Annotated in this window: 17 protein-coding genes and 1 pseudogene; 10 read left to right on the forward strand and 8 right to left on the reverse strand. The window is 71.3% G+C overall.

Annotated elements, in window-relative coordinates:
* The 4 genes and pseudogenes from QMZ92_RS28205 to QMZ92_RS28220 all read left to right on the forward strand — a co-directional run.
* Nucleotides 1-172, forward strand: a pseudogene (locus QMZ92_RS28205) (sensor histidine kinase); the annotation flags it as partial.
* 317 nt (nucleotides 173-489) lie between these two features.
* Nucleotides 490-1,137: a response regulator transcription factor gene (locus QMZ92_RS28210; RefSeq protein ID WP_283300428.1), complete on the forward strand. Its 648-nt coding sequence runs from the start codon at nucleotides 490-492 to the stop codon at nucleotides 1,135-1,137.
* A gap of 225 nt (nucleotides 1,138-1,362) precedes the next feature.
* Nucleotides 1,363-3,309 carry a 2-oxoacid:acceptor oxidoreductase subunit alpha gene (locus tag QMZ92_RS28215; RefSeq protein ID WP_283300331.1) on the forward strand — a complete coding sequence of 649 codons (1,947 nt, stop codon included), beginning with the start codon at nucleotides 1,363-1,365 and terminating at the stop codon, nucleotides 3,307-3,309.
* Nucleotides 3,302-4,360 (forward strand): 2-oxoacid:ferredoxin oxidoreductase subunit beta, encoded by a 1,059-nt coding sequence (locus QMZ92_RS28220; RefSeq protein WP_283300332.1) that lies wholly within the window; start codon nucleotides 3,302-3,304, stop codon nucleotides 4,358-4,360. Before QMZ92_RS28215 ends, QMZ92_RS28220 begins: the two co-directional genes overlap by 8 nt.
* A gap of 38 nt (nucleotides 4,361-4,398) precedes the next feature.
* Here QMZ92_RS28220 and QMZ92_RS28225 read toward each other — a convergent pair whose 3' ends face one another.
* A complete protein-coding gene (locus QMZ92_RS28225) occupies nucleotides 4,399-4,797 on the reverse strand; it encodes a winged helix-turn-helix transcriptional regulator (RefSeq protein ID WP_283300333.1) in 399 nt (132 codons plus the stop codon).
* A gap of 89 nt (nucleotides 4,798-4,886) precedes the next feature.
* Here QMZ92_RS28225 and QMZ92_RS28230 point away from each other — a divergent pair, with 89 nt between their 5' ends.
* From QMZ92_RS28230 to QMZ92_RS28245, 4 genes are all read left to right on the forward strand, one after another.
* On the forward strand, nucleotides 4,887-5,750 hold the full coding sequence (locus tag QMZ92_RS28230) for an NAD(P)H-binding protein (protein WP_283300334.1): 864 nt from the start codon (nucleotides 4,887-4,889) through the stop codon (nucleotides 5,748-5,750).
* 100 nt (nucleotides 5,751-5,850) lie between these two features.
* Nucleotides 5,851-6,849 carry an EamA family transporter RarD gene (gene rarD, locus QMZ92_RS28235; RefSeq protein WP_283300335.1) on the forward strand — a complete coding sequence of 333 codons (999 nt, stop codon included), beginning with the start codon at nucleotides 5,851-5,853 and terminating at the stop codon, nucleotides 6,847-6,849.
* A gap of 127 nt (nucleotides 6,850-6,976) precedes the next feature.
* Nucleotides 6,977-7,426, forward strand: coding sequence for a VOC family protein (locus tag QMZ92_RS28240; RefSeq protein ID WP_283300336.1), 450 nt, complete (start codon nucleotides 6,977-6,979; stop codon nucleotides 7,424-7,426).
* Nucleotides 7,427-7,893: 467 nt separating this feature from the next.
* Nucleotides 7,894-9,213 (forward strand): M28 family peptidase, encoded by a 1,320-nt coding sequence (locus tag QMZ92_RS28245; protein ID WP_283300338.1) that lies wholly within the window; start codon nucleotides 7,894-7,896, stop codon nucleotides 9,211-9,213.
* A gap of 136 nt (nucleotides 9,214-9,349) precedes the next feature.
* Here the strand turns inward: QMZ92_RS28245 and QMZ92_RS28250 are convergent, their stop codons facing one another.
* Nucleotides 9,350-10,603 carry a LolA family protein gene (locus QMZ92_RS28250; RefSeq protein WP_283300339.1) on the reverse strand — a complete coding sequence of 418 codons (1,254 nt, stop codon included), beginning with the start codon at nucleotides 10,601-10,603 and terminating at the stop codon, nucleotides 9,350-9,352.
* A gap of 229 nt (nucleotides 10,604-10,832) precedes the next feature.
* Nucleotides 10,833-11,843, reverse strand: coding sequence for a polyprenyl synthetase family protein (locus QMZ92_RS28255; protein ID WP_283300340.1), 1,011 nt, complete (start codon nucleotides 11,841-11,843; stop codon nucleotides 10,833-10,835).
* Nucleotides 11,844-12,127: 284 nt separating this feature from the next.
* On the opposite strand from QMZ92_RS28255, the gene QMZ92_RS28260 reads away from it, so the two are divergent.
* Nucleotides 12,128-14,236, forward strand: a complete 2,109-nt coding sequence (locus tag QMZ92_RS28260; RefSeq protein WP_283300341.1) for a CocE/NonD family hydrolase — start codon at nucleotides 12,128-12,130, stop codon at nucleotides 14,234-14,236.
* A gap of 108 nt (nucleotides 14,237-14,344) precedes the next feature.
* Complete coding sequence (gene fahA, locus QMZ92_RS28265; protein WP_283300342.1) at nucleotides 14,345-15,577, forward strand: fumarylacetoacetase; 1,233 nt, start codon at nucleotides 14,345-14,347, stop codon at nucleotides 15,575-15,577.
* Between the two features lie 252 nt (nucleotides 15,578-15,829).
* Here the strand turns inward: fahA and QMZ92_RS28270 are convergent, their stop codons facing one another.
* The 5 genes from QMZ92_RS28270 to nuoL form a co-directional block, all read right to left on the reverse strand.
* On the reverse strand, nucleotides 15,830-16,180 hold the full coding sequence (locus tag QMZ92_RS28270) for a hypothetical protein (protein WP_283300344.1): 351 nt from the start codon (nucleotides 16,178-16,180) through the stop codon (nucleotides 15,830-15,832).
* Nucleotides 16,181-16,382: 202 nt separating this feature from the next.
* Nucleotides 16,383-16,532, reverse strand: coding sequence for a hypothetical protein (locus QMZ92_RS28275; protein ID WP_283300345.1), 150 nt, complete (start codon nucleotides 16,530-16,532; stop codon nucleotides 16,383-16,385).
* A gap of 159 nt (nucleotides 16,533-16,691) precedes the next feature.
* A complete protein-coding gene (gene nuoN, locus QMZ92_RS28280; RefSeq protein WP_283300346.1) occupies nucleotides 16,692-18,341 on the reverse strand; it encodes an NADH-quinone oxidoreductase subunit NuoN in 1,650 nt (549 codons plus the stop codon).
* A complete protein-coding gene (locus tag QMZ92_RS28285; RefSeq protein WP_283300348.1) occupies nucleotides 18,338-19,963 on the reverse strand; it encodes an NADH-quinone oxidoreductase subunit M in 1,626 nt (541 codons plus the stop codon). Before QMZ92_RS28285 ends, nuoN begins: the two co-directional genes overlap by 4 nt.
* 5 nt (nucleotides 19,964-19,968) lie before the next feature.
* The gene (gene nuoL, locus QMZ92_RS28290) at nucleotides 19,969-21,873 is read right to left on the reverse strand and encodes an NADH-quinone oxidoreductase subunit L (protein ID WP_283300349.1); all 1,905 of its coding nucleotides are present in this window, start codon (nucleotides 21,871-21,873) and stop codon (nucleotides 19,969-19,971) included.
* Between the last annotated feature and the right edge of the window lie 6 nt (nucleotides 21,874-21,879).

Below are 21,879 nucleotides of genomic sequence, written 5' to 3' on the forward strand. Positions count from 1 at the left end.
CACCCGCCTGCTGATCCAGGTCACCGACGACGGGCACGGCGGAGCAGACGCAACGGGCGGCGGCCTCGGAGGCCTGGCCGAAAGACTCCGAGCCGTCGACGGCCTCCTCGTCATCGACTCCCCCACCGGCGGACCCACAACCGTCACCGCGGAACTCCCCTGGCGCGCGTGACGCCTCCGGCCGGGCGGACGCGGCGCATCCGGACGGGACCCCACCGGATCCGGGCACGGACACGGGCCGCTCGCCCGGACCTCACTCCACGCCCGAGGACCGGCACCCGGCCCCGACCCGCGCCGCCGCGGGGGCGAAACGCCCGCCCGGCCGTGCGAACGGTGCGATGCTGGGGGCGACCGCCGGACGCAGGCCGAGGACCGCGTACAACGACCGCAGGGGGACGCACCGCCGTGGAGCACGAGACCGACGCCCTCGCGAGGCACGCCGCGCCCCCCGGGACAGCCGCGACCGGAGCGCGCACCGTCCGCGTCGTCATCGCCGAGGACTCGGTGCTGCTCCGCGAAGGGCTCACCCGGTTGCTCACCGACCGCGGCCACCACGTCGTCGCGGGCGTCGGGGACGCCGACGCGCTGATCAGGACCATCGGGGACCTGGCCGCGCAGGACGACCTTCCCGACGTCGTCGTCGCGGACGTGCGGATGCCGCCCACGCACACGGACGAGGGCGTCCGCGCGGCCGTCCGGCTGCGCGGGGACCACCCGGGCCTGGGTGTGCTGGTGCTGTCGCAGTACGTGGAGGAGCGGTACGCCACGGAGCTGCTCGCGGGGAACAGCCGCGGTGTGGGCTATCTGCTGAAGGACCGGGTCGCCGAGGTCGCGGAGTTCGTGGACGCGGTCGTCCGGGTGGCCGGCGGCGGGACGGCGCTGGACCCGGAGGTCGTGGCGCAGCTGCTGGGGCGGAGCCGGAAGCAGGACGTGCTCGCCGGCCTCACTCCCCGGGAGCGCGAGGTGCTGGGCCTGATGGCGGAGGGCAGGACGAACTCGGCGATCGCACGGCAGCTCGTGGTGAGCGGCGGCGCCGTGGAGAAGCACGTGAGCAACATCTTCCTGAAGCTCGGACTGTCCCCCAGTGACGGTGACCATCGGCGTGTACTGGCCGTGCTCACCTATCTGGATTCCTGAATACCTGACACTCTGTCAGACAGCAACGATCGATCGCGGGGGAGCGTCTTACCGAACGAACCGGGGGGGCGAAGGGAACATGGCAAACCAGGACACGGCGGCATCTCAGATCGACGTCCGACATGTGAGCGGTCCGGAGAAGGCGATGCTCACGGACGTAGGGTTGACCTTGGAGCGACCGGTGCGCCGGCCGCAGCCCAGCCGCCTCGAGGGAGGTCCAGTTCAGTGACCAGCCAGGTCAGCAGCCCAGCAGAACACGCGGACGAGGCAGACGAGGCCGGGGACGCCCTCGTCGGGGGGCAGCGACGGCCTCCCGGCGAGAAGGAAGTACGCCAACTGGACCGGGTGATCATTCGCTTCGCGGGTGACTCCGGTGACGGTATGCAGCTGACGGGTGACCGTTTCACTTCGGAGACGGCGTCGTACGGGAACGACCTGTCGACCCTGCCCAACTTCCCGGCCGAGATCCGGGCGCCCGCCGGCACCCTTCCGGGCGTGTCCAGCTTCCAGGTGCATTTCGCCGACCACGACATCCTCACCCCCGGCGACGCACCCAATGTGCTGGTGGCGATGAACCCCGCCGCGCTGAAGGCCAACATCGCCGACGTGCCGCGCGGCGGCGAGATCATCGTCAACACCGACGAATTCGCCAAGCGCGCGATGGCCAAGGTCGGCTACGAGACCTCCCCCCTCGAGGACGGCTCGCTGGACGGCTACAGCGTGCACCCCGTCCCCCTGACCACGCTCACGATCGAGGCGCTCAAGGAGTTCGGCCTCTCCCGCAAGGAGGCCGAGCGCTCCAAGAACATGTTCGCGCTCGGCCTCCTGTCGTGGATGTACCACCGGCCGACCGAGGGCACCGAGAAGTTCCTGAGAGCCAAGTTCGCGAAGAAGCCGCAGATCGCCGAGGCGAACGTGGCGGCGTTCCGGGCCGGCTGGAACTTCGGGGAGACGACCGAGGACTTCGCCGTCTCCTACGAGGTCGCGCCCGCCGACACCGCGTTCCCGACCGGCACGTACCGCAACATCTCCGGGAACCTGGCCCTGTCCTACGGGCTGATCGCCGCGTCCCGGCAGGCCGACCTGCCGCTGTACCTGGGCTCGTACCCGATCACCCCGGCCTCGGACATCCTGCACGAGCTGTCCCGGCACAAGAACTTCGGCGTGCGCACCTTCCAGGCGGAGGACGAGATCGCCGGCATCGGCGCGGCGCTCGGTGCCGCGTTCGGCGGCTCGCTCGCCGTGACCACCACGTCCGGCCCCGGTGTGGCGCTGAAGTCGGAGACCATCGGCCTGGCGGTGTCGCTGGAGCTGCCGCTGCTGGTCGTCGACATCCAGCGCGGCGGGCCCTCGACAGGTCTTCCGACCAAGACCGAGCAGGCCGACCTGCTGCAGGCGATGTACGGCCGCAACGGCGAGGCTCCGGTCCCGGTGGTCGCACCCCGCACCCCGGCGGACTGCTTCGACGCGGCGCTGGACGCGGCCCGGATCGCGCTGACGTACCGCACCCCGGTGCTCCTGCTGTCCGACGGGTACCTCGCCAACGGCTCCGAGCCGTGGCGGATCCCGGACCTCGACGAGCTGCCGGACCTGCGGACCCAGTTCGCCACGGGCCCGAACCACACCCTCGACGACGGCACCGAGGTGTTCTGGCCCTACAAACGGGACCCGCAGACGCTGGCCCGCCCTTGGGCGGTGCCCGGCACGCCGGGGCTGGAGCACCGGATCGGCGGCATCGAGAAGCAGGACGGCACCGGAAACATCTCCTACGACCCGGCGAACCACGACCTCATGGTCCGCACCCGGCAGGCCAAGATCGACGGCATCGAGGTCCCGGACGTCGAGGTCGACGACCCGGACGGCGCGAGGACGCTGGTCCTCGGCTGGGGTTCCACGTACGGGCCGATCACCGCGGCGGTCCGCCGCATCCGCCGGGAGGGCGGCGCCGTCGCGCAGGCCCATCTGCGGCACCTCAACCCGTTCCCCAGGAATCTCGGGGAGGTCCTCGGGCGTTACGGCAAGGTAGTGGTGCCGGAGATGAACCTCGGCCAGCTCGCGGCACTGATCCGGGCGAGGTTCCTGGTCGACGCGCACTCGTACAACCAGGTCAACGGAATGCCGTTCAAGGCCGAGCAGCTCGCGGCGGCTCTCAAGGAGGCCATCGATGACTGAGACAGCGTCCACACTGCTGTCCCTGGTTCCCAAGGCCGAGGCCAAGCAGTCCATGAAGGACTTCAAGTCGGACCAGGAGGTCCGCTGGTGTCCGGGCTGCGGTGACTACGCGATCCTCGCCGCCGTGCAGGGGTTCATGCCCGAGCTCGGCCTGGCGAAGGAGAACATCGTCTTCGTCTCCGGCATCGGCTGCTCCTCCCGCTTCCCGTACTACATGAACACCTACGGGATGCACTCGATCCACGGCCGCGCCCCCGCGATCGCGACCGGCCTCGCCTCCTCCCGCCGCGACCTCAGCGTGTGGGTCGTCACGGGTGACGGGGACGCGCTGTCCATCGGCGGCAACCACCTCATCCACGCCCTCCGCCGCAACGTCAACCTCAAGATCCTGCTGTTCAACAACCGGATCTACGGTCTGACGAAGGGCCAGTACTCCCCCACCTCCGAGCTCGGCAAGATCACCAAATCGACCCCGATGGGCTCGCTGGACGCACCGTTCAACCCGGTGTCACTGGCCATCGGCGCCGAGGCGTCGTTCGTCGCCCGCACGATCGACTCCGACCGCAAGCACCTCACCGAGGTGTTGCGCGCGGCGGCGGACCACGCGGGCACGGCTCTGGTGGAGATCTACCAGAACTGCAACATCTTCAACGACGGCGCCTTCGAGGTCCTGAAGGACAAGGAACAGGCCGAGGAGGCGGTGATCCGGCTGGAGCACGGACAGCCGATCCGCTTCGGCGGCGGCTCCAAGGGCGTGGTGCGGGACCAGGCCACCGGCGATCTCAAGGTCGTCACGGTCACCCCCGAGAACGAGTCGCAGATCCTGGTCCACGACGCCCACAGCGCCAGTCCGACGACCGCGTTCGCGCTGTCCCGGCTGGCCGACCCGGACACGCTGCACCAGACGCCCATCGGGGTGTTCCGCAGCGTCGAGCGCCCCGTCTACGACACCCTGATGGCCGACCAGCTCGATGCCGCGATCGAGCAGAACGGCAAGGGCGATCTGGGGGCCCTGCTCTCGGGCAACGACACCTGGACCGTCGTCGGCTGACACGGCTCCCCCTGCGGACACGGGGCCCGGACCTCCACTCAGGAGGTCCGGGCCCCGTCGTACTCCGCGCGTGCCCGCTCCACGTCGCCGAGCCGCCGCTCGGTCCACCGCGCCAGCGCCCACACCTGCCCGCCGGCCTCGCGGCCGAGGTCCGTGAGGGAGTAGTCGACGCGCGGCGGGATGACGGGCTTGGCGTCGCGGTGCACGAACCCGTCGCGTTCCAGCGTCTGCAGGGTCTGCGCCAGCATCTTCTCGCTGACGCCGCCGATGGCGCGGCGCAGTTCGCTGAAGCGGTACGAGCGCTCCAGCAGCGCGGCCAGCACCAGGACGCCCCACCGGCTCGTGACGTGCTCCAGCACCACGCGGGACGGACACAGCTTCTCGTTGACGTCGGGCCTCCACGCGGGACTGCCTGCGACCTGCGGGCTCACGCTCATATCAGTACCTTACTTCAAAGTGGGTACTTTCGAATAGATAGCGCTAGCCGTAGCGTCGGTGCCAAAGCCCCAGCGAACGGAGAACCCACATGAGCATCGTCGTCACCGGAGCCACCGGACGCCTCGGCCGCCTCGTCGTCGAACGCCTCCTGGAGACGGGCCTACCGGCCGCCGGCATCGCCGCGGTGGTACGCGACAAGGACAAGGCCGGGGACCTCGCGGCACACGGGATCGAGCTGCGCGTCGCAGACTACGACGCCCCCGCGACGCTCGCGGCTGCCTTCCGCACCGGCGACCGGGTCCTGCTGGTCTCCGGGAACGAGGTGGGACGGCGCGTCCCGCAGCACGCGGCCGTCGTCGCCGCCGCGCGGGCGGCGGACGTCGCACAGCTCGCGTACACGGGCATCCTGGGCGGTCCCGAGGCGGACTTCGAGCTCGCGGCCGAGCACAAGGCCACCGAGCAGGCGATCCTCGACTCCGGTCTGCCGTACACCTTCCTGCGCAACGGCTGGTACACCGAGAACTACACGGAGCAGCTCGCCCCGGTCCTGGAGCACGGCGCGGTCGTCGCCAACGCGGGCGAGGGCAGGATCGCCTCCGCCGCGCGCGCCGACTACGCCGCCGCGGCGGCCGCCGTCCTCACCGGGGAGGGCCATCTCGGCCGGGCCTACGAGCTCAGCGGTGACACCGCCTGGTCGCTGGCCGAGTACGCGGCCGAGGTCGCGAAGCAGTCGGGCAGGGAGATCGCCCACCGGAACGTCCCCGCCGAGACGCATCTGGAGCTCCTCACCGGCGCCGGTGTGCCCGCGTCCTTCGCCGCGATCCTCGTCGACGTGGACCGCGCCGTCGAACGGGGCCTGCTGGCCCGCGGCGACGGCGACCTCGCCCGCCTCATCGGCCGGCCGACCACCCCGCTCGCGGAGACCGTCGCGACGGCCCTGGCGCACCACTGACCGTCACGTCATGACCGTATGGCGATACGGACATGACAGCCCGCCCTGCTCGGCGCTACCTTCGACCAGGACAGCGCGGTGCAGGGCGGCGGGAGGGCAAGTGAAGACGGACAACGAGCAGCGCATGGGCCTGCTGTACGGGATGGGCGCCTACGGGATGTGGGGGCTGGTCCCGCTCTTCTGGCCGCTGCTGAAGCCGGCCGGCGCCGTCGAGATCCTCGCCCATCGCATGGTCTGGTCGCTGGCGGTCGTCGGCGTCGCCCTGCTGGTGCTGCGCCGCTGGGAATGGCTGCGCCCCCTGCTGCGCGACCCGCGCAAGCTGGGCCTGATCACCGTCGCCGCCGCCGTGATCACGGTCAACTGGGGCGTCTACATCTGGGCCGTCAACGCGGGCCAGGTGGTGGAGGCGTCGCTCGGCTACTTCATCAACCCTCTGGTCACCATCGCCATGGGCGTGCTGCTGCTGAAGGAGCGGCTGCGGCCCGCGCAGTGGACGGCCGTCGGCATCGGCCTGGCCGCGGTGCTCGTACTCACGGTCGGGTACGGACGGCCGCCGTGGATCTCACTGGTCCTGGCCTTCTCGTTCGCCGTCTACGGGCTGCTGAAGAAGAAGACCAACATCGGCGGCCTGGAGTCGCTGGCCGCCGAGACCGCGGTGCAGTTCCTGCCGGCCCTCGCCTATCTGCTGTGGCTGGGCTCCCGTGGCGCGGCCGACTTCGGCGCGCACGGCGCCGGCCACGCGGCACTGCTCGCCGCCACCGGAGTCGTCACCGCCGTACCGCTGATCTGCTTCGGCGCGGCCGCGATCCGGGTGCCGCTGTCGACGCTGGGGCTCCTGCAGTACCTGGCGCCGGTCTTCCAGTTCCTGCTGGGCGTCCTCTACTTCCACGAGGCCATGCCCGCCGAGCGATGGGCCGGCTTCTCGCTGGTGTGGCTGGCGCTGACGATCCTCACCTGGGACGCGCTGCGCAACGCCCGTCGCACCCGGGCCGAGGCGGCGCGCCTCGCGGCCGAGGCCCGGGCCGCGGCGGGCGCGGCACCCCGGGCACCGGCTTCCCCGGAATCCGCGACCGTGCGGCGGCCGGAGCCTGCCGCCTGACGACGGACGGAGAGTCCGCGCCGCCGGCCGTGCCGGCAACGCGTCAGCCCCCTCCGAGGAGTGATGCGTTCGCCACCCGTTCCACGACCGCCCGCCAGTGCCCACGCCGCTCCTCTACAAAGGTTGCATGACACTGCACTGGAAGCTCGTGATCGACGCGACCGATCCGCTCGCCCAGGCCGACTTCTGGTCCAGGGCCCTCGGCTACCGGACGGAGGACAACAGCGCCCTGATCGAGGGTCTGCTGGAGCGGGGCGCCGTTCCCGAGGCCCTGACCACCGAGTGGCACGGCCGCCGCGCATGGCGGGATCTGGCCGCCGTCCGGCATCCGGACGACCCGTACGAGGAGGCGACAGGCACGGGACTCGGCAGGCGGCTGCTCTTCCAGCGGGTGCCGGAGGCCAAGACGGCCAAGAACCGCCTCCACCTCGACCTCCACCCCGGCCCGGGCCGGCGTGACGAGGAGGTGTCCCGGCTGGAGGAGCTCGGCGCGAGCGTGCTGCGCAGGGTGGAGGAACCGGGCGGGGAGTGGTGCATGATGCAGGACCCGGAGGGCAACGAGTTCTGCGTCCACTAGGGCGTAGGAAGTCCCCGAGCGACACGGCCTCCACAGCCGGCTCGACGACGCCCTTCCCGCGTCGGAGGGACCGCGCCAGAAACCGGACGGCGCCCAGCGTCGGGCACACCGGCACCCACGCGACGAAGGACGCCGCACCCCACGCGCCCGGCTCGGGCAGCTCCAGGGCTCCCTTGCCGATGTCCATGCACCCGCGCGACCACGGGGGCACAGTGCTTGCGGCGGGGAGGCAGCGGACTGCGCTTGCTCAGAAGCCTTGTGGACTTGACCGTTCCGAGATGTCCGCCTATCGAACCCGACTGACCGGTTTCCGCCCTTGACGGTCAGTCATCATCTCACTGAACATTCAGCACACAGCCGCACCGCACACTGCCGTACCGCGCACAGCTCCAGCACCCTGCGACGCCGTCGTCGCGGGGAGTCCCGCACGTTCCGTCCTGTCCCCGTACGGAATCCGGAGCCCCCACATGAGTCACTCCGCGCACAGACGTACCGCCGCCGCCGCGGCACTGGCCCTCGCCGGGCTGCTCACCGCGGCCGTTCCGGCGACCGCGGCACCCGGTGGACCACCCGCCTCCGCACCCGACTCCCGGGCGAGCGCCGCCACTTCCCCGGCGGCGCTCGCCGCGCCGGACATACCACTCGCCAACGTCAAGGCCCATCTGTCCGAACTGCAGTCCATCGCCGGTGCCAACGGCGGCAACCGCGCCCACGGCCGCCCCGGCTACAAGGCGTCGATCGACTATGTGAAGGCCAAGCTGGACGCGGCCGGATTCACCACCACCGTCCAGCAGTTCACCTCCTCGGGCGCCACCGGCTACAACCTGATCGCCGACTGGCCCGGCGGCGATCCCAACCAGGTGCTGATGGCCGGGGCCCACCTCGACTCCGTGAGCTCGGGACCGGGAATGAACGACAACGGCTCCGGTTCGGCCGGTGTGCTGGAGACCGCCCTTGCCGTCTCCAGGGCCCAGCTGCAACCGGCGAAGCATCTGCGCTTCGCCTGGTGGGGAGCGGAGGAGCTGGGGCTCGTCGGCTCCCGGTACTACGTCAACAACCTCCCCTCCGCCGAGCGTTCGAAGGTCTCCGGCTATCTCAACTTCGACATGATCGGGTCACCGAACCCCGGCTACTTCGTCTACGACGACGACCCGACGATCGAGCAGACCTTCAAGGACTTCTACGCCGGGCTCGGTGTACCGACCGAGATCGAGACCGAGGGCGACGGCCGTTCGGACCACGCCTCGTTCAAGAACGTCGGGATAGCGGTGGGCGGTCTGTTCACCGGCGCCAGCCGCACCAAGTCGAGCGCGCAGGCCCAGAAGTGGGGCGGTACGGCCGGACAGGCCTTCGACCGCTGCTACCACTCGTCCTGCGACACCACGTCGAACATCAACGACACGGCGCTCGACCGGAACAGCGACGCCATCGCACACGCCGTCTGGACCCTGTCCGCCGGGTCGACCGTTCCGCCCGGCGACGTCTACGAGTCCACCGCTGACGTCGCCATCCCGGACAACGGCGCCGCCGTGACCTCGTCCGTCACCGTCTCCGGCCGCACGGGCAACGCGCCGGCCACCCTCAAGGTGGGCGTGGACATCAAGCACACCTGGCGCGGTGACCTCGTCGTCGACCTGCTGGCACCGGACGGCACCGCGTACCGCCTGAAGAACTCCAGCGGCAGCGACTCCGCGGACAACGTCATCGCCACGTACACCGTGAACGCCTCCAGCGAGGTGGCCAACGGCACCTGGAACCTGCGNGACAGCTGGCGGCTCACCTTCTGAGCCGGCGGCACCGGCGGACCCACCCCCCACAGGCCCCATGCGCACGCGGACACCGTGTGCGCATGCGGTCGTCCGCGGGGCCGGGGCACGTACCAGGGTGCGGGGGGACCGTGGAGCACCCCGCACCCGGGCCGTGCTACTTCGCCGCGTTCGCCGCCTTGACGAGGGCGTCCTGGGTGACCGCGCCGACGTACACCTTGCCGTCGTCGGTCATCAGGGCGTTGACCAGACGGGTCTTGAAGACCGTGCCGGTGCCGAAGTCGCCCTCGATCCGGTCGCCGAGGGCGTCCAGGAACTGCTGGGCCTCCGGCGGGGCGTCGCCCGGCTTCGGGGCGGTGGAGCCCTTGCCGCCCGAGGTGGTGATCTCGGCGATGGCGGTCCAGCCCTCACCGATGACGTTCACCCCCCGGCCGTCGTCGCCGGCCAGACCGGCCGGTCCCAGGCCCTCGATGGCCTTCAGGCCCTCGGCGTGCTTGGGCTCACCTTTCTCGCGGCTGTTGAGCTCGTCCGCCTCGGTGACCTTCGCGCCCTTCGGCGGGGTGAAGTCGAAGGTCGACGCGGCGGGCCGGGAGAAGTCGACCTTGGTGAAGCCCGCGTCGACCACGGCCTTGCCGCCGCCGCTGGGCAGCAGGGTGAACTTCAGCGGCACGCCGTTCTCCGCGTCCACCGCGATCCTGACGGAGTCGACGGTCGAGCCGCTCTGCTTGGGCTCGACGAGCAGCTGGTACGCGTCGCGGCCCGCGATCCGGGCCGTGCCGTCGACGGTCACCGAGGTGGTGTCGCCGGCCGCCTTCAGCACCTCGTCGGCGAGGTCCTTCGGGGTGGCGGGCGGCTCCTTCGGGACCCGCTGCTCCCGCTCGGCGCCCGCCCCGGCGTCCTTGCCGTGGAAGACCTCGTCGGACCCGCTGTCGTACGCCCAGACGTCGTCGCCGTTGTGGATGACGCTGTACTCCGCGACCTCGCCCAGGATCGACAGCTTCTGCCGGTCGGGGCCGTCGGCCGCGATCCGCAGTGTGTGGGTGCCGGACGCCAGTTCCATCAGCCTGGCCTCGGGTGAGGCGGACGAACCGCCGTCGCCGCCCCCGGGGACGAGGCTGCCCGCGGCGCCGCCGACCAGCCCGCCGAGCGACGGGAGTCCCAGGTCGGTGCTGATCTTGACCGTGCCGGACAGCTGCTCGGTGTCCGACGCCGCGATCCTCGCGATGAGTTCCTGTGCCGTGATGTCCGGCAGATCGGGGTCGCCGGACGCGGCGAGCGCCGGGACGAGCCCGATGGTCGCCGCGGCGACTCCCGCCACCGCGACCGGGACGGCGTAGCGCGCCGCCTTGCGGCGGACGACGCTGCCCTCCCCGGCCTCGTCGGTGGTCCGTGCGGTGTCGTTCGGTGCCATGGTGTGCCCTACCTCCGTGATCGGCGGCGTCGTCCGTCCAGTGCACGAGTCCACCCCGCGCCGCCATTCTCACCCGTATCGGTCGGTTCGGTGAGGAGTGGTTGTCTCCATCTGACCAAATGGGGCCGTCGCACGCGTCAGCCCCCGGGATCAACTCCGCGTACTGCTGCGGTATGACCCGAGGGCCGGTTCCGTCACCCGTCCAGTAGGGGTCGGAGGAGGCGGGGCCTCAGCCCGCGCGGTGGACCACCGCGTCGCACAGCTCCTCCAGCGCGGCCCTCGCGGTGCACTCGGGGAGCGCCGCCAGCATCGCGCGGGCCTCCTGCGCGTACCGAACGGTGTCGCGCCGGGCCTGCTCGAGAGCCGAGTGGACGCGCAGCCCCGCCAGTGCCTCGGCGTGCCGGGCGTCGTCCGTCAGGTCGCCGGCGAGCAGTTCGAGGAGCTCAAGGTCCTCGGGCCGGCCGTGCGCGGCCGCCTGCTCCTGCAGCCGGAGCACCGGCAGGGTGGCGATGCCCTCGCGCAGATCGGTGCCGGGGGTCTTCCCGGACTCGTGGGAGTCGGACGCGATGTCGAGGACGTCGTCGGCGAGCTGGAAGGCGACGCCGAGGCGCTCGCCGTACTGGGTGAGGACGTCGGTGATCCGCTCGTCGGCGCCCGACATCATCGCGCCGAAACGGCAGGACACGGCGACCAGCGATCCCGTCTTGCCCCGGAGGACGTCAAGGTAGTGCTCGACCGGGTCGCGGCCGTCGCGGGGACCGGCCGTCTCCAGGATCTGGCCGGTCACGAGACGCTCGAACGCCTCGGCCTGGATACGGACGGCCTCGGGGCCGAGGTCGGCCAGGATGTGCGAGGCGCGGGCGAAGAGGAAGTCGCCGGTGAGGACGGCCAGGGAGTTCCCCCAGCGGACGTTGGCGCTGGGCACCCCACGGCGCACCTCGGCCTCGTCCATCACGTCGTCGTGGTACAGCGTCGCCAGGTGGGTGAGCTCGACGACGACGGCCGAGGGCACGATCCCCGGTGCGTCCGGGTCGCCGAACTGGGCGGCCAACATCACCAGGAGCGGCCGGAACCGCTTCCCGCCGGCCCGGACGAGGTGCTGCGCGGCCTCCGTGATGAAGGGCACCTCGCTCTTGGTGGCGTCGAGCAACCCCGACTCGACAGCCGCCAATCCGGTCTGGACATCGGCCTCAAGAGCCTGGTCCCGCACGCTCAGCCCGAACGGCCCGACGACGGTCACGAGAGGTACTCCTGTCTGCTGACGATCACACGGATTGTCGATGTGTCGCTGTCCCCACTCAAGTCAGCGTATCCGGTCGCCTTTCGATCACCATGGGCGCCTTCCCGCCTCCCCCGGTATGTTCGTGATCAGCCAATATGACTGGATGTGAGAGTTTTGTCTGGAATCTCGGTCGTGCCAGCCGGGACGAGCGCACACCGGCCCGCCGAAGCCCACCGCGCCCCCTTCCTCCCGGCGGGCGCGGACACCCGGAGGGGTGTGCCGGATCCGCCGGGGCCTGCGTCATGAGGATCCGCACCGACTACCCGTACGAGACCCGCCGGGACGACGTACGCATTCCGGTGCCCGGCGTCTCCGGGGGCACCACCCTGCTCTACGGCCGCGTCTGGCGGCCGGTCACCGACGAGCCCGTCCCCGCCCTGCTCGAATACCTCCCCTACGGGCTGAGCGACCGGACCGCGGCCTCGGACCGGCAGCGCCACCCCTGGTACGCGGGGCACGGCTACGCCTCCGTACGCGTCGACGTCCGCGGCCACGGCAACAGCGGGGGCGTGCCCGGCGACGAGTACGCGGCGGCCGGGCCGGCGGACGGGGCGGCCGTCGTCGAATGGCTCGCCCGGGAGCCGTGGTGCTCGGGCCGCGTGGGCATGTTCGGGGTGTCCTGGGGCGGCACCAGCGCCCTGCAGATCGCGGCGCTCGCGCCGGAGCCGCTGAAGGCCGTCGTCGCGGTCTGCTCCACCGACGACCGGTACGACAACGACGTGCACCGCATCGGCGGCGCGGTCGCCGCCGCAGGCACCGCCTCCCGGGCCGCGACCCTGCTCGCCTTCGGCGCCCGGCCGCCCGACCCGCTCTACGCCGGAGAGGACTGGGGCCGGCTGTGGCAGACCCGGCTGGAGGCCCTCGAACCCCTCCACCACACCTGGCTGGCCCACCCCATACGGGACGCGTACTGGGAGCAGGGCAGCGTGTGCGAGGACTACGGCGCGATCCGGGCGGCGGTGCTCGCCGTCGGCGGCTGGCAGGACCCGCACCGGGACACCGTGCTGCGGCTGGTCCGTGAACTGGACCCGGCACGGACGCGAGGGATCATCGGTCCCTGGCCGCACGAGTACCCGGACCAGGAGCGGCCGCCGGGCCCCGCGATCGGCTTCCTCCAGGAGACGCTGCGCTGGTGGGACCACTGGCTGCGGGACGACGCCCCGGAGCGCTCCGGGCACGGCGGCACGGAACGGCCGAGCGCCGCCGGCACCTCCACCGGTGCGGGCACGGGCGCCGCAACCGGTGAGGGCGCCGCCACCGGCGTAATGGCGGAACCGCTGCTCCGCGTCTGGATCACCGAGTCACACCCGCCCGCCACGGCGTACGACGAACTGCCCGGCCGCTGGGACGGCGAGCCCGACTGGCCGTCCCCCCGGGTCACCCCGGTGGCGTACGCCCTCCAGGGACCGCCGCTGGTCGTCGACTCACCGCAGCAGACCGGGCTCGACGCCGGGAGCTTCACGCCCTTGGGCGAGGACGCCGATCTTCCGCCCGACCAGCGGGACGAGGACGCCAAGTCCGTGAGCTTCGAGTTCGCGGTCGCGAAGCGGACGGAGATCCTGGGACGTCCGCGTGTGATCCTGCGGCTGCGCCTGGACGTACCGCACGGACTGGCCGTCGCCCGGCTGTGCGACGTGGCACCCGACGGCTCGTCGACGCTCGTCACACGGGGCGCGCTCGACCTCTCGGCCCGGGCCGGACGGGACCGCTCGCTCGGCTGGCCGGCCGGGGCCACCGACGCCGTCTCCTTCGAGCTCGCCGCCGCCGGCCACGCCTTCGCCCCCGGCCATCGCATCCGGCTGGCCGTCTCCTCCGCCTACTGGCCCTGGATCTGGCCCCGTGCGGACTCCGCGGGCTTCACCCTGGACCCGGACGGCTCCTTCCTCGAACTCCCCGTGCGCAGTGCCCCCGAAGGCCCCGGGACGTGCGGCACCATCGCCTTCGAGGCACCCGAGCACGCCGAGCCGCTCGGCGTCGTCACCCCCGTCACACTTGATCCGCCGCGCCCCGGGCGGCTGATCGTCCGAGATGTCGCCAAGGGTGAATGGCGGCTGGAACTCTCCGGCGACTGCGGCACCCGCGTCCACCCGGACGGCCTCGAACTCACGGAGCGGAGCGCGGAGTCGTACACGATCCGGGAACGGGACCCGCTGTCCGCGAGGACCCGGTGCGAATGGACGATCCGCCTCCATCGCCCGGAGCAGGCGTGGGACACCACGGTCGAGACCAGCTCCGACATCGGCTGCGACGAGGAGCACTTCCTCACCACCGACGAGGTGGTGTGCCGGCACGGCCGCGAGGTGGTCTTCCACCGCACCTGGCAGAGGCGGATCCCGAGGAGCGCGGACTGACGGGACCGGCGCGCCGGGCGTTCGCCGGGTGTCCGAGTGGGCCCTGACGCCGACTGCACTGTCCACGTAACGTGTCCTCCACACACGTGGAAAGCGAGGCAAGCACCGATGCCCGAGCAGAGCCCGCTCGATCTGGCCGAGGGCGATCCCTTCGGCCCGCACAACCTCCCGTACGGCGTCTTCACCACGGCGGACGAGCCGGACCGGCGCCGGCTCGGGGTCCGGATCGGCGGCCACGTGCTCGACGCCGGCGCCGCGGCGCACACCCTCGGCTCCCCGTACGCCGCGCTGCTCGCCCAGCCCGGCCTGGGACCGCTGCTCGCCGCCGGCCGCACCGCCTGGCGGGACGTGCGGCGTGCGCTCACCGCGTGGGTGACGGTGCCGGCCCACCGCCGGGACATCGAGCCGCTGCTCCACCCGCTCGACTCGGTGACGCTCCATCTCCCCTACGACGTGGCCGACTACGTCGACTTCTACGCCAGCGAGCACCACGCCACCAACGTCGGCCGCATCTTCCGCCCGGACGGCGAGCCGCTCACGCCCAACTGGAAGCATCTTCCGATCGGTTACCACGGCCGCTCCGGTACCGTCGTCGTCTCCGGCACGGAGGTCGTCCGCCCCTCCGGACAGCGGAAGGCCCCCGCCGACCCGGCTCCCGTCTTCGGCCCGTCGGTCAAGCTGGACATCGAGGCGGAGGTCGGCTTCGTCGTCGGCACCCCCTCCGAACTGGGCCGACCCGTCCCGCTGAACGGTTTCCGCGACCATGTCTTCGGGCTCCAGTTGCTCAACGACTGGTCCGCGCGCGACATCCAGGCCTGGGAGTACGTGCCCCTCGGCCCGTTCCTCGGCAAGTCGTTCGCCACGTCCGTGTCCGCCTGGGTCACCCCGCTGGAGGCCCTCGACGCCGCCCGGGTCTCCCCGCCCGCCCGGGACTTCGGCCTGCTGCCCTACCTCGACGACTCCGGCGACGAGGAGCCGGGCGGCTTCGACCTGCGTATCTCCGTCGCCGTCAACGGGCAGATCGTGTCCGAGCCGCCGTTCGCCACCATGTACTGGACCGCGGCCCAGCAACTGGCCCACATGACCGTCAACGGCGCCTCGCTGCGCACCGGGGACCTGTACGGCTCCGGCACGGTCAGCGGCCCCGACGTGCACCAGCGCGGCTCGCTCCTCGAACTCACCTGGAACGGCCGTGACCCGCTGGACCTGCCGTACGGGAAGCGGACGTTCCTGGAGGACGGCGACGAGGTCACCCTCACCGCGTGGGCACCGGGCCCCGACGGCGTGAAGGTCGGCCTCGGCGAGGTCACCGGCCGGATCGCGCCCGCCGCCGACGAGTAGGACTCCGTCGGGTCGGGATGGCCCGATGGCTTCCCGCACGACCCCGTGGCCTCGGGTCAGGGGCCCTGCTCGGGCCTCTGACCGCCGTGGTGCCGGCGCCGGCACCACGGTCCCGTGCGCCGAGCGGCTCGTGGACGGCGACCGGCCTCGGCGCCGTCGTGGTCCCCACACGTACCGCCACGGTCCCGCGAGCGGCCCGGGGCCTCGCGGAGTCCCGCGGAAGCCGGCACGCGGCCTGCGCGGCCCGTGGTGTCACCAGTGCTCGGCCAGTCCGAGCACCAGGACCAGCGACCCCGATCCCAGGGCCAGGAGGACCCAGGCGGCGACCCACGGCCTGCGGCCGTTCAGCAGATGCCGTACCGCCGCTGTGCCCTCGACGGTGACGCCGGCCATGCCCAGCACCCCGATGACGGCCCCCGTCCAGTAGGCCCATCCCTGTTCTCCGAAGAATCTCAGCAGCAGGAGGGCCGGGAGCAGTGCCGCAGTCGGCCAGGTGTCTGCGCTGCTCGGTTGCTTCGGCTCCTCCCGTCGGCCGGGATCCTGTGGCCGGTCCGGACGTTCCGGATCCCCGGTCCGCTGCGGCTGCTCTGCTGAAGCGCCCACGATGTCCCCCCGTGTCCACGATCAAGGTCCGGCTCCCTGGAGGACGCCGGGCCTTGATCGCGGGTTGCCCGGGGCCGGGCATGACCTCGCCCGGGAAGGGGACGGAAACGCGCCGAGGGCCGGACCGGAACCGGTCGAAGCCGGACGGGGACCGGAACCGGGCCGTGCGGACACCTGACCGCCGGACCGGTCCGGGCTGCGGTCAGGTCCTGTCGTCCGTGACGCGCTCCCCCTCGGCCTGGGACGGCGTGGTCCGGTCGACGTCGGGGTGCTGCTCCTCGGTCGACTCCCGGTCCTCGCCCTCGGCCTGGGAGGGGGTGGTGTACTCGGGCTCCTGGTACTGGTCGATCATGACGATCCTCCTCGACCCGACGGCCTCGCCCCGTGATCGAGCGTAGTCGCATTCGGACCGCCCGGCCGGGTGGGCGTGTGCAGCGCGAGGGCCCGGCACCCCTCCGAGAAGTGCCGGGCCCTGCGCCGACCGTGCGGGGACGCCCCCGCGGACCACCGCCTACCGCACGAACACGCTCGCCTGGCCGGCCAGGTCCAGGAAGTACTGCGGTGCCACGCCGAGCACCAGGGTGACCGCGACGCCGACCGCGATCGCCGTCGTCGTCAGCGGGGAGGGGACGGCGACCGTCGGGCCCTCCGGCTTCGGCTCGCTGAAGAACATCAGCACGATGACCCGGATGTAGAAGAACGCGGCGATCGCGGACGAGATCACACCGATCACGACCAGCACCCCGGCGCCTCCCTCCGCCGCCGCCCGGAACACGGCGAACTTCCCGGAGAAGCCAGAGGTCAGCGGGATGCCCGCGAAGGCCAGCAGGAACACCGCGAAGACGGCCGCGACCAGCGGCGACCGCCTGCCGAGGCCCGCCCACTTGGACAGGTGGGTGGCCTCGCCGCCGGCGTCGCGCACCAGCGTGACCACCGCGAACGCGCCGATGGTGACGAAGGAGTACGCGAGCAGGTAGAAGAGCACCGACGAGACACCGTCCGGCGTCACCGCGATGACACCGGCGAGGATGAAGCCGGCGTGTGCGATCGAGGAGTACGCCAGAAGCCGCTTGATGTCGGTCTGGGTGATGGCGACGATCGCGCCGCCCAGCATGGTGACGATGGCGATCGCCCACATGACCGGCCGCCAGTCCCAGCGCAGCCCGGGCAGCACCACGTACAGCAGCCGGAGCAGTGCGCCGAAGGCCGCGACCTTGGTGGCCGCCGCCATGAAGCCGGTGACCGGGGTCGGTGCGCCCTGGTAGACGTCCGGGGTCCACATGTGGAACGGCACCGCGCCCACCTTGAAGAGCAGCCCCGTAAGGATCAGCGCCCCGCCGATGAGCAGCAGGGCGTCGTTGCCCATCGTGCCGGCGAGCGCGGGGTCGATGGTCTGGACGGTGCCGTCGACGACGTCGGCGATGCGCGCGTACGCGACCGAGCCCGCGTAGCCGTACAGCAGGGCGATGCCGAAGAGCAGGAACGCGGAGGAGAAGGCGCCGAGGAGGAAGTACTTCACCGCGGCCTCCTGCGACATGAGCCGCTTGCGCCGGGCCAGCGCGCACAGCAGGTACAGCGGGAGGGAGAAGACCTCCAGGGCGATGAACAGTGTCAGCAGATCGTTCGCCGCGGGGAAGACCAGCATCCCGGCAACGGCGAAGAGGGCCAGCGGGAACACCTCGGTTGTGGTGAACCCCGCCTTGACCGCGGCCTTCTCGCTGTCGCTGCCCGGTACCGAGCCGGCCTGTGCGGCGAAGGAGTCGACGCGCTCGCCGTGCGCCGCGGGGTCGAGCCGGCGCTCGGCGAAGGTGAACACCGCGACCAGCGACGCCAGTAGGATCGTGCCCTGCAGGAACAGGGCGGGGCCGTCGACCGCGATGGCGCCCATCGCCGCGATGTGCGCCTTGGTCGTGCCGTAGCCGCCGACGGCCAAGCCGACCACCGCGGCGAACGCGGCGGCCAGGGCCACGACGGCGAGGAACACCTGTGTGTAGTGGCGGCTCCTGCGCGGGACGAAGGCCTCGACCAGCACACCGAGGATCGCCGCGCCGACCACGATCAGCATGGGCGCGAGCTGTGCGTACTCGATGTGCGGCGCCGGGATCCTGTCCAGCGGCTGGGCTGCCGTCGTCCACAGGTTGTGGACAGCTGTCGTGCTCACTTGGCCGCCTCCACCTCGGGCTGGGGGTCCTTCTTCTGGACGTCGGACATGGTGTGTTCGACGGCCGGGTTGACGATGTCCGTCAGCGGCTTCGGAAAGACGCCGAGGAAAACGAGCAGCGCGATCAGCGGCGTGACCACGACCAGCTCGCGCAGCCGGAGATCCGGAAGGCTCCGCACCTCCTCCTTCACCGGTCCGGTCATCGTCCGCTGGTACAGCACCAGCGTGTAGAGCGCGGCGAGCACGATGCCGAAGGTCGCGATGATGCCGACGACCGGATAGCGCGCGAACGTCCCGACGAGGACCAGGAACTCACTGACGAACGGCGCGAGTCCCGGCAGCGACAGGGTCGCCAGGCCGCCGATGAGGAAGGTGCCGGCGAGGACCGGAGCGACCTTCTGCACTCCGCCGTAGTCGGCGATGAGCCGGGAGCCGCGCCGCGAGATCAGGAAGCCGGCCACCAGCATCAGCGCGGCGGTCGAGATCCCGTGGTTCACCATGTAGAGCGTCGCCCCGGACTGCCCCTGGGTGGTCATCGCGAAGATGCCCATGATGATGAAGCCGAAGTGGGAGATCGACGCATAGGCGATCAGGCGCTTGATGTCGCGCTGCCCGACGGCGAGCAGCGCGCCGTAGACGATGCTGACCAGGGCCAGGGCCAGGATCACCGGGGTCGCCCACTCGGACGCCTCCGGGAACAGGCCCAGGCAGAAGCGCAGCATCGCGAACGTGCCGACCTTGTCGACCACGGCCGTGATCAGCACGGCGACCGGGGCGGTCGACTCGCCCATCGCGTTGGGCAGCCAGGTGTGCAGCGGCCAGAGCGGCGCCTTCACCGCGAAGGCGAAGAAGAAGCCGAGGAACAGCAGCCGCTCGGTGTTGGTGGCCATCTCCAGCGTGCCGTTGGCACGGGCCTCGGCGATCTCCGTCAGCGAGAAGTTCCCCGCGACCACGTAGAGCCCGATGACCGCGGCCAGCATGATGAGGCCGCCGACCAGGTTGTAGAGGAGGAACTTCACCGCGGCGTAGGAACGCTGGGCCGCCGCGTTCTCGTCGCGGCCCCCCGCCGCGGCAGCGGCCTGTCGAGCAGGTGCGGCACGGTCACCGAAGCCGCCGATGAGGAAGTACATCGGGATGAGCATGGCTTCGAAGAGGATGTAGAAGAGGAAGACGTCGGTGGCCTCGAAGGAGAGGATCACCATCGCCTCGACCGACAGGATCAGGGCGAAGAATCCCTGGGTCGGCCGCCACCTGTAGTTCTTCGTCTCGGCAGGGGTGTCCCCGCCGGAGGCGGGGGAGGGGTCGGCATCGTGCCAACCCGCCAGAATGATCGGCGGGATCAAAACGGCGGTCAGCGCGATCAATGCCACCGCGATCCCGTCCACGCCCAGTTCGTAGCGGACCCCGAAGTCCGCGATCCAGGCGTGGGACTCGGTGAGCTGGTAGCGGTCGCCGCCGGGCTCGAACCGTACGGCGATCACCGCCGCGAGCACGAGCGTGCCCAGGGAGACCAGCAGCGCCAGCCACTTGGCGGCCGTGCGCCGGCCGGCCGGGACGGCGGCGGTGGCGATCGCGCCGAGCGCCGGGAGCGCCGCCGCCGCGGTGAGGAGCGGGAAGGACATGTCGGTTACACCGCCCTCATCAGCAGGGTCGCGGCGATCAGCACCGCCGTACCTCCGAACATCGTGACCGCGTAGGTGCGGGCGTAGCCGTTCTGCAGCTTGCGGAGCCGGCCGGAGAGGCCGCCGAACGAGGCCGCCGTGCCGTTGACGACCCCGTCGACCAGGCTGTGGTCCACGTACACGAGCGACCGGGTCAGGTGCTCGCCGCCCCGGACCAGGACCACGTGGTTGAAGTCGTCCTGGAGGAGGTCGCGGCGGGCGGCCCGGGTGAGCAGCGAACCGCGCGGCGGGGTGACCGGCACCGGGCGGCGGCCGTACTGGAGATAGGCGAGTGCGACGCCGAGGACCATCACCGCGACCGTCGCGGTCGTGACCGTGGCGGCGCTGAGCGGCGAATGGCCGTGTTCGAAGCTGGTGACCGGCTCCAGCCACTTCACGAACGACTCGTGCCAGGAGAACAGCCCGCCGGCGAAGACCGAGCCGAAGGCGAGCACGATCATCGGGATCGTCATCGTCCTCGGCGACTCGTGCGGATGCGGCGGTTCGCCCTTGTCGTCGGGCTGCCAGCGCTTCTCGCCGAAGAAGGTCATCAGCATCACACGCGTCATGTAGAAGGCGGTGATGGCGGCGCCCAGCAGGGCCGCGCCGCCGAGGATCCAGCCCTCGGTGCCGCCCTTGGCGAAGGCCGCCTCGATGATCTTGTCCTTGGAGAAGAAGCCGGACAGGCCCGGGAAACCGATGATGGCGAGGTAGCCGAGGCCGAAGGTGACGAAGGTGATCGGCATGTACTTCCGCAGGCCGCCGTACTTCCTCATGTCCACCTCGTCGTTCATGCCGTGCATGACCGAACCGGCACCGAGGAAGAGCCCGGCCTTGAAGAATCCGTGGGTGACCAGATGCATGATCGCGAAGGCGTATCCGATCGGCCCGAGGCCCGCCGCCAGGATCATGTAGCCGATCTGCGACATCGTCGAACCGGCCAGCGCCTTCTTGATGTCGTCCTTCGCACAACCGACGATCGCACCGAAGAGGAGCGTGACCGCGCCGACCGTGACGACGGCGAGCTGGGCGTCCGGGGCGGCGTTGAAGATCGCCCCGGAGCGGGTGATCAGGTAGACGCCGGCGGTGACCATCGTCGCCGCGTGGATCAGGGCCGAGACCGGGGTCGGACCCTCCATGGCGTCCCCGAGCCAGGACTGCAGTGGCACCTGGGCGGACTTGCCGCAGGCGGCGAGCAGCAGGAGCAGGCCAAGGGCGGTCAGCGTGCCCTCGGACGCCCTGCCCGTGGACCCCAGCACCGGCCCGAAGGCGAAGGTGCCGAAGGTGGTGAACATCAGCATGATGGCGATGGACAGTCCCATGTCGCCGACCCGGTTGACCAGGAAGGCCTTCTTCGCCGCCGTCGCCGCGCTGGGCTTGTGCTGCCAGAAGCCGATGAGCAGGTACGAGGCGAGGCCGACGCCCTCCCACCCGACGTACAGCAGCAGGTAGTTGTCGGCGAGCACGAGCAGGAGCATCGCCGCGAGGAACAGGTTGAGGTAGCCGAAGAAGCGGCGGCGGCGCTCGTCGTGCTCCATGTACCCCACCGAGTACAGATGGATGAGCGAGCCGACGCCGGTGATCAGCAGGACGAAGGTCATCGACAGCTGGTCGAGCTGGAAGGCGACGTCCGCCTGGAAGCCGCCGACCGGGATCCAGCTGAACAGGTGCTGGTGGAGAGTGCGGTCGTCGCCGGGCCGGCCGAGCATGTCGGCGAACAGCACGACGGCGACGACGAAGGAGGCGGCGGCGAGCGCGGTGCCGATCCAGTGGCCCGAGCGGTCGAGCCGGCGCCCGCCGAGCAGCAGCACGGCCGCGCCGAGCAAGGGCGCCGCGACCAGCAGCGCGATCAGGTTCTCTGCGTTGTCCACGAGTCT

Origin of the sequence: Streptomyces sp. HNM0645, assembly GCF_030056615.1 — a bacterium.
GTDB classification, from domain to species: Bacteria; Actinomycetota; Actinomycetes; order Streptomycetales; family Streptomycetaceae; genus Streptomyces; species Streptomyces marianii.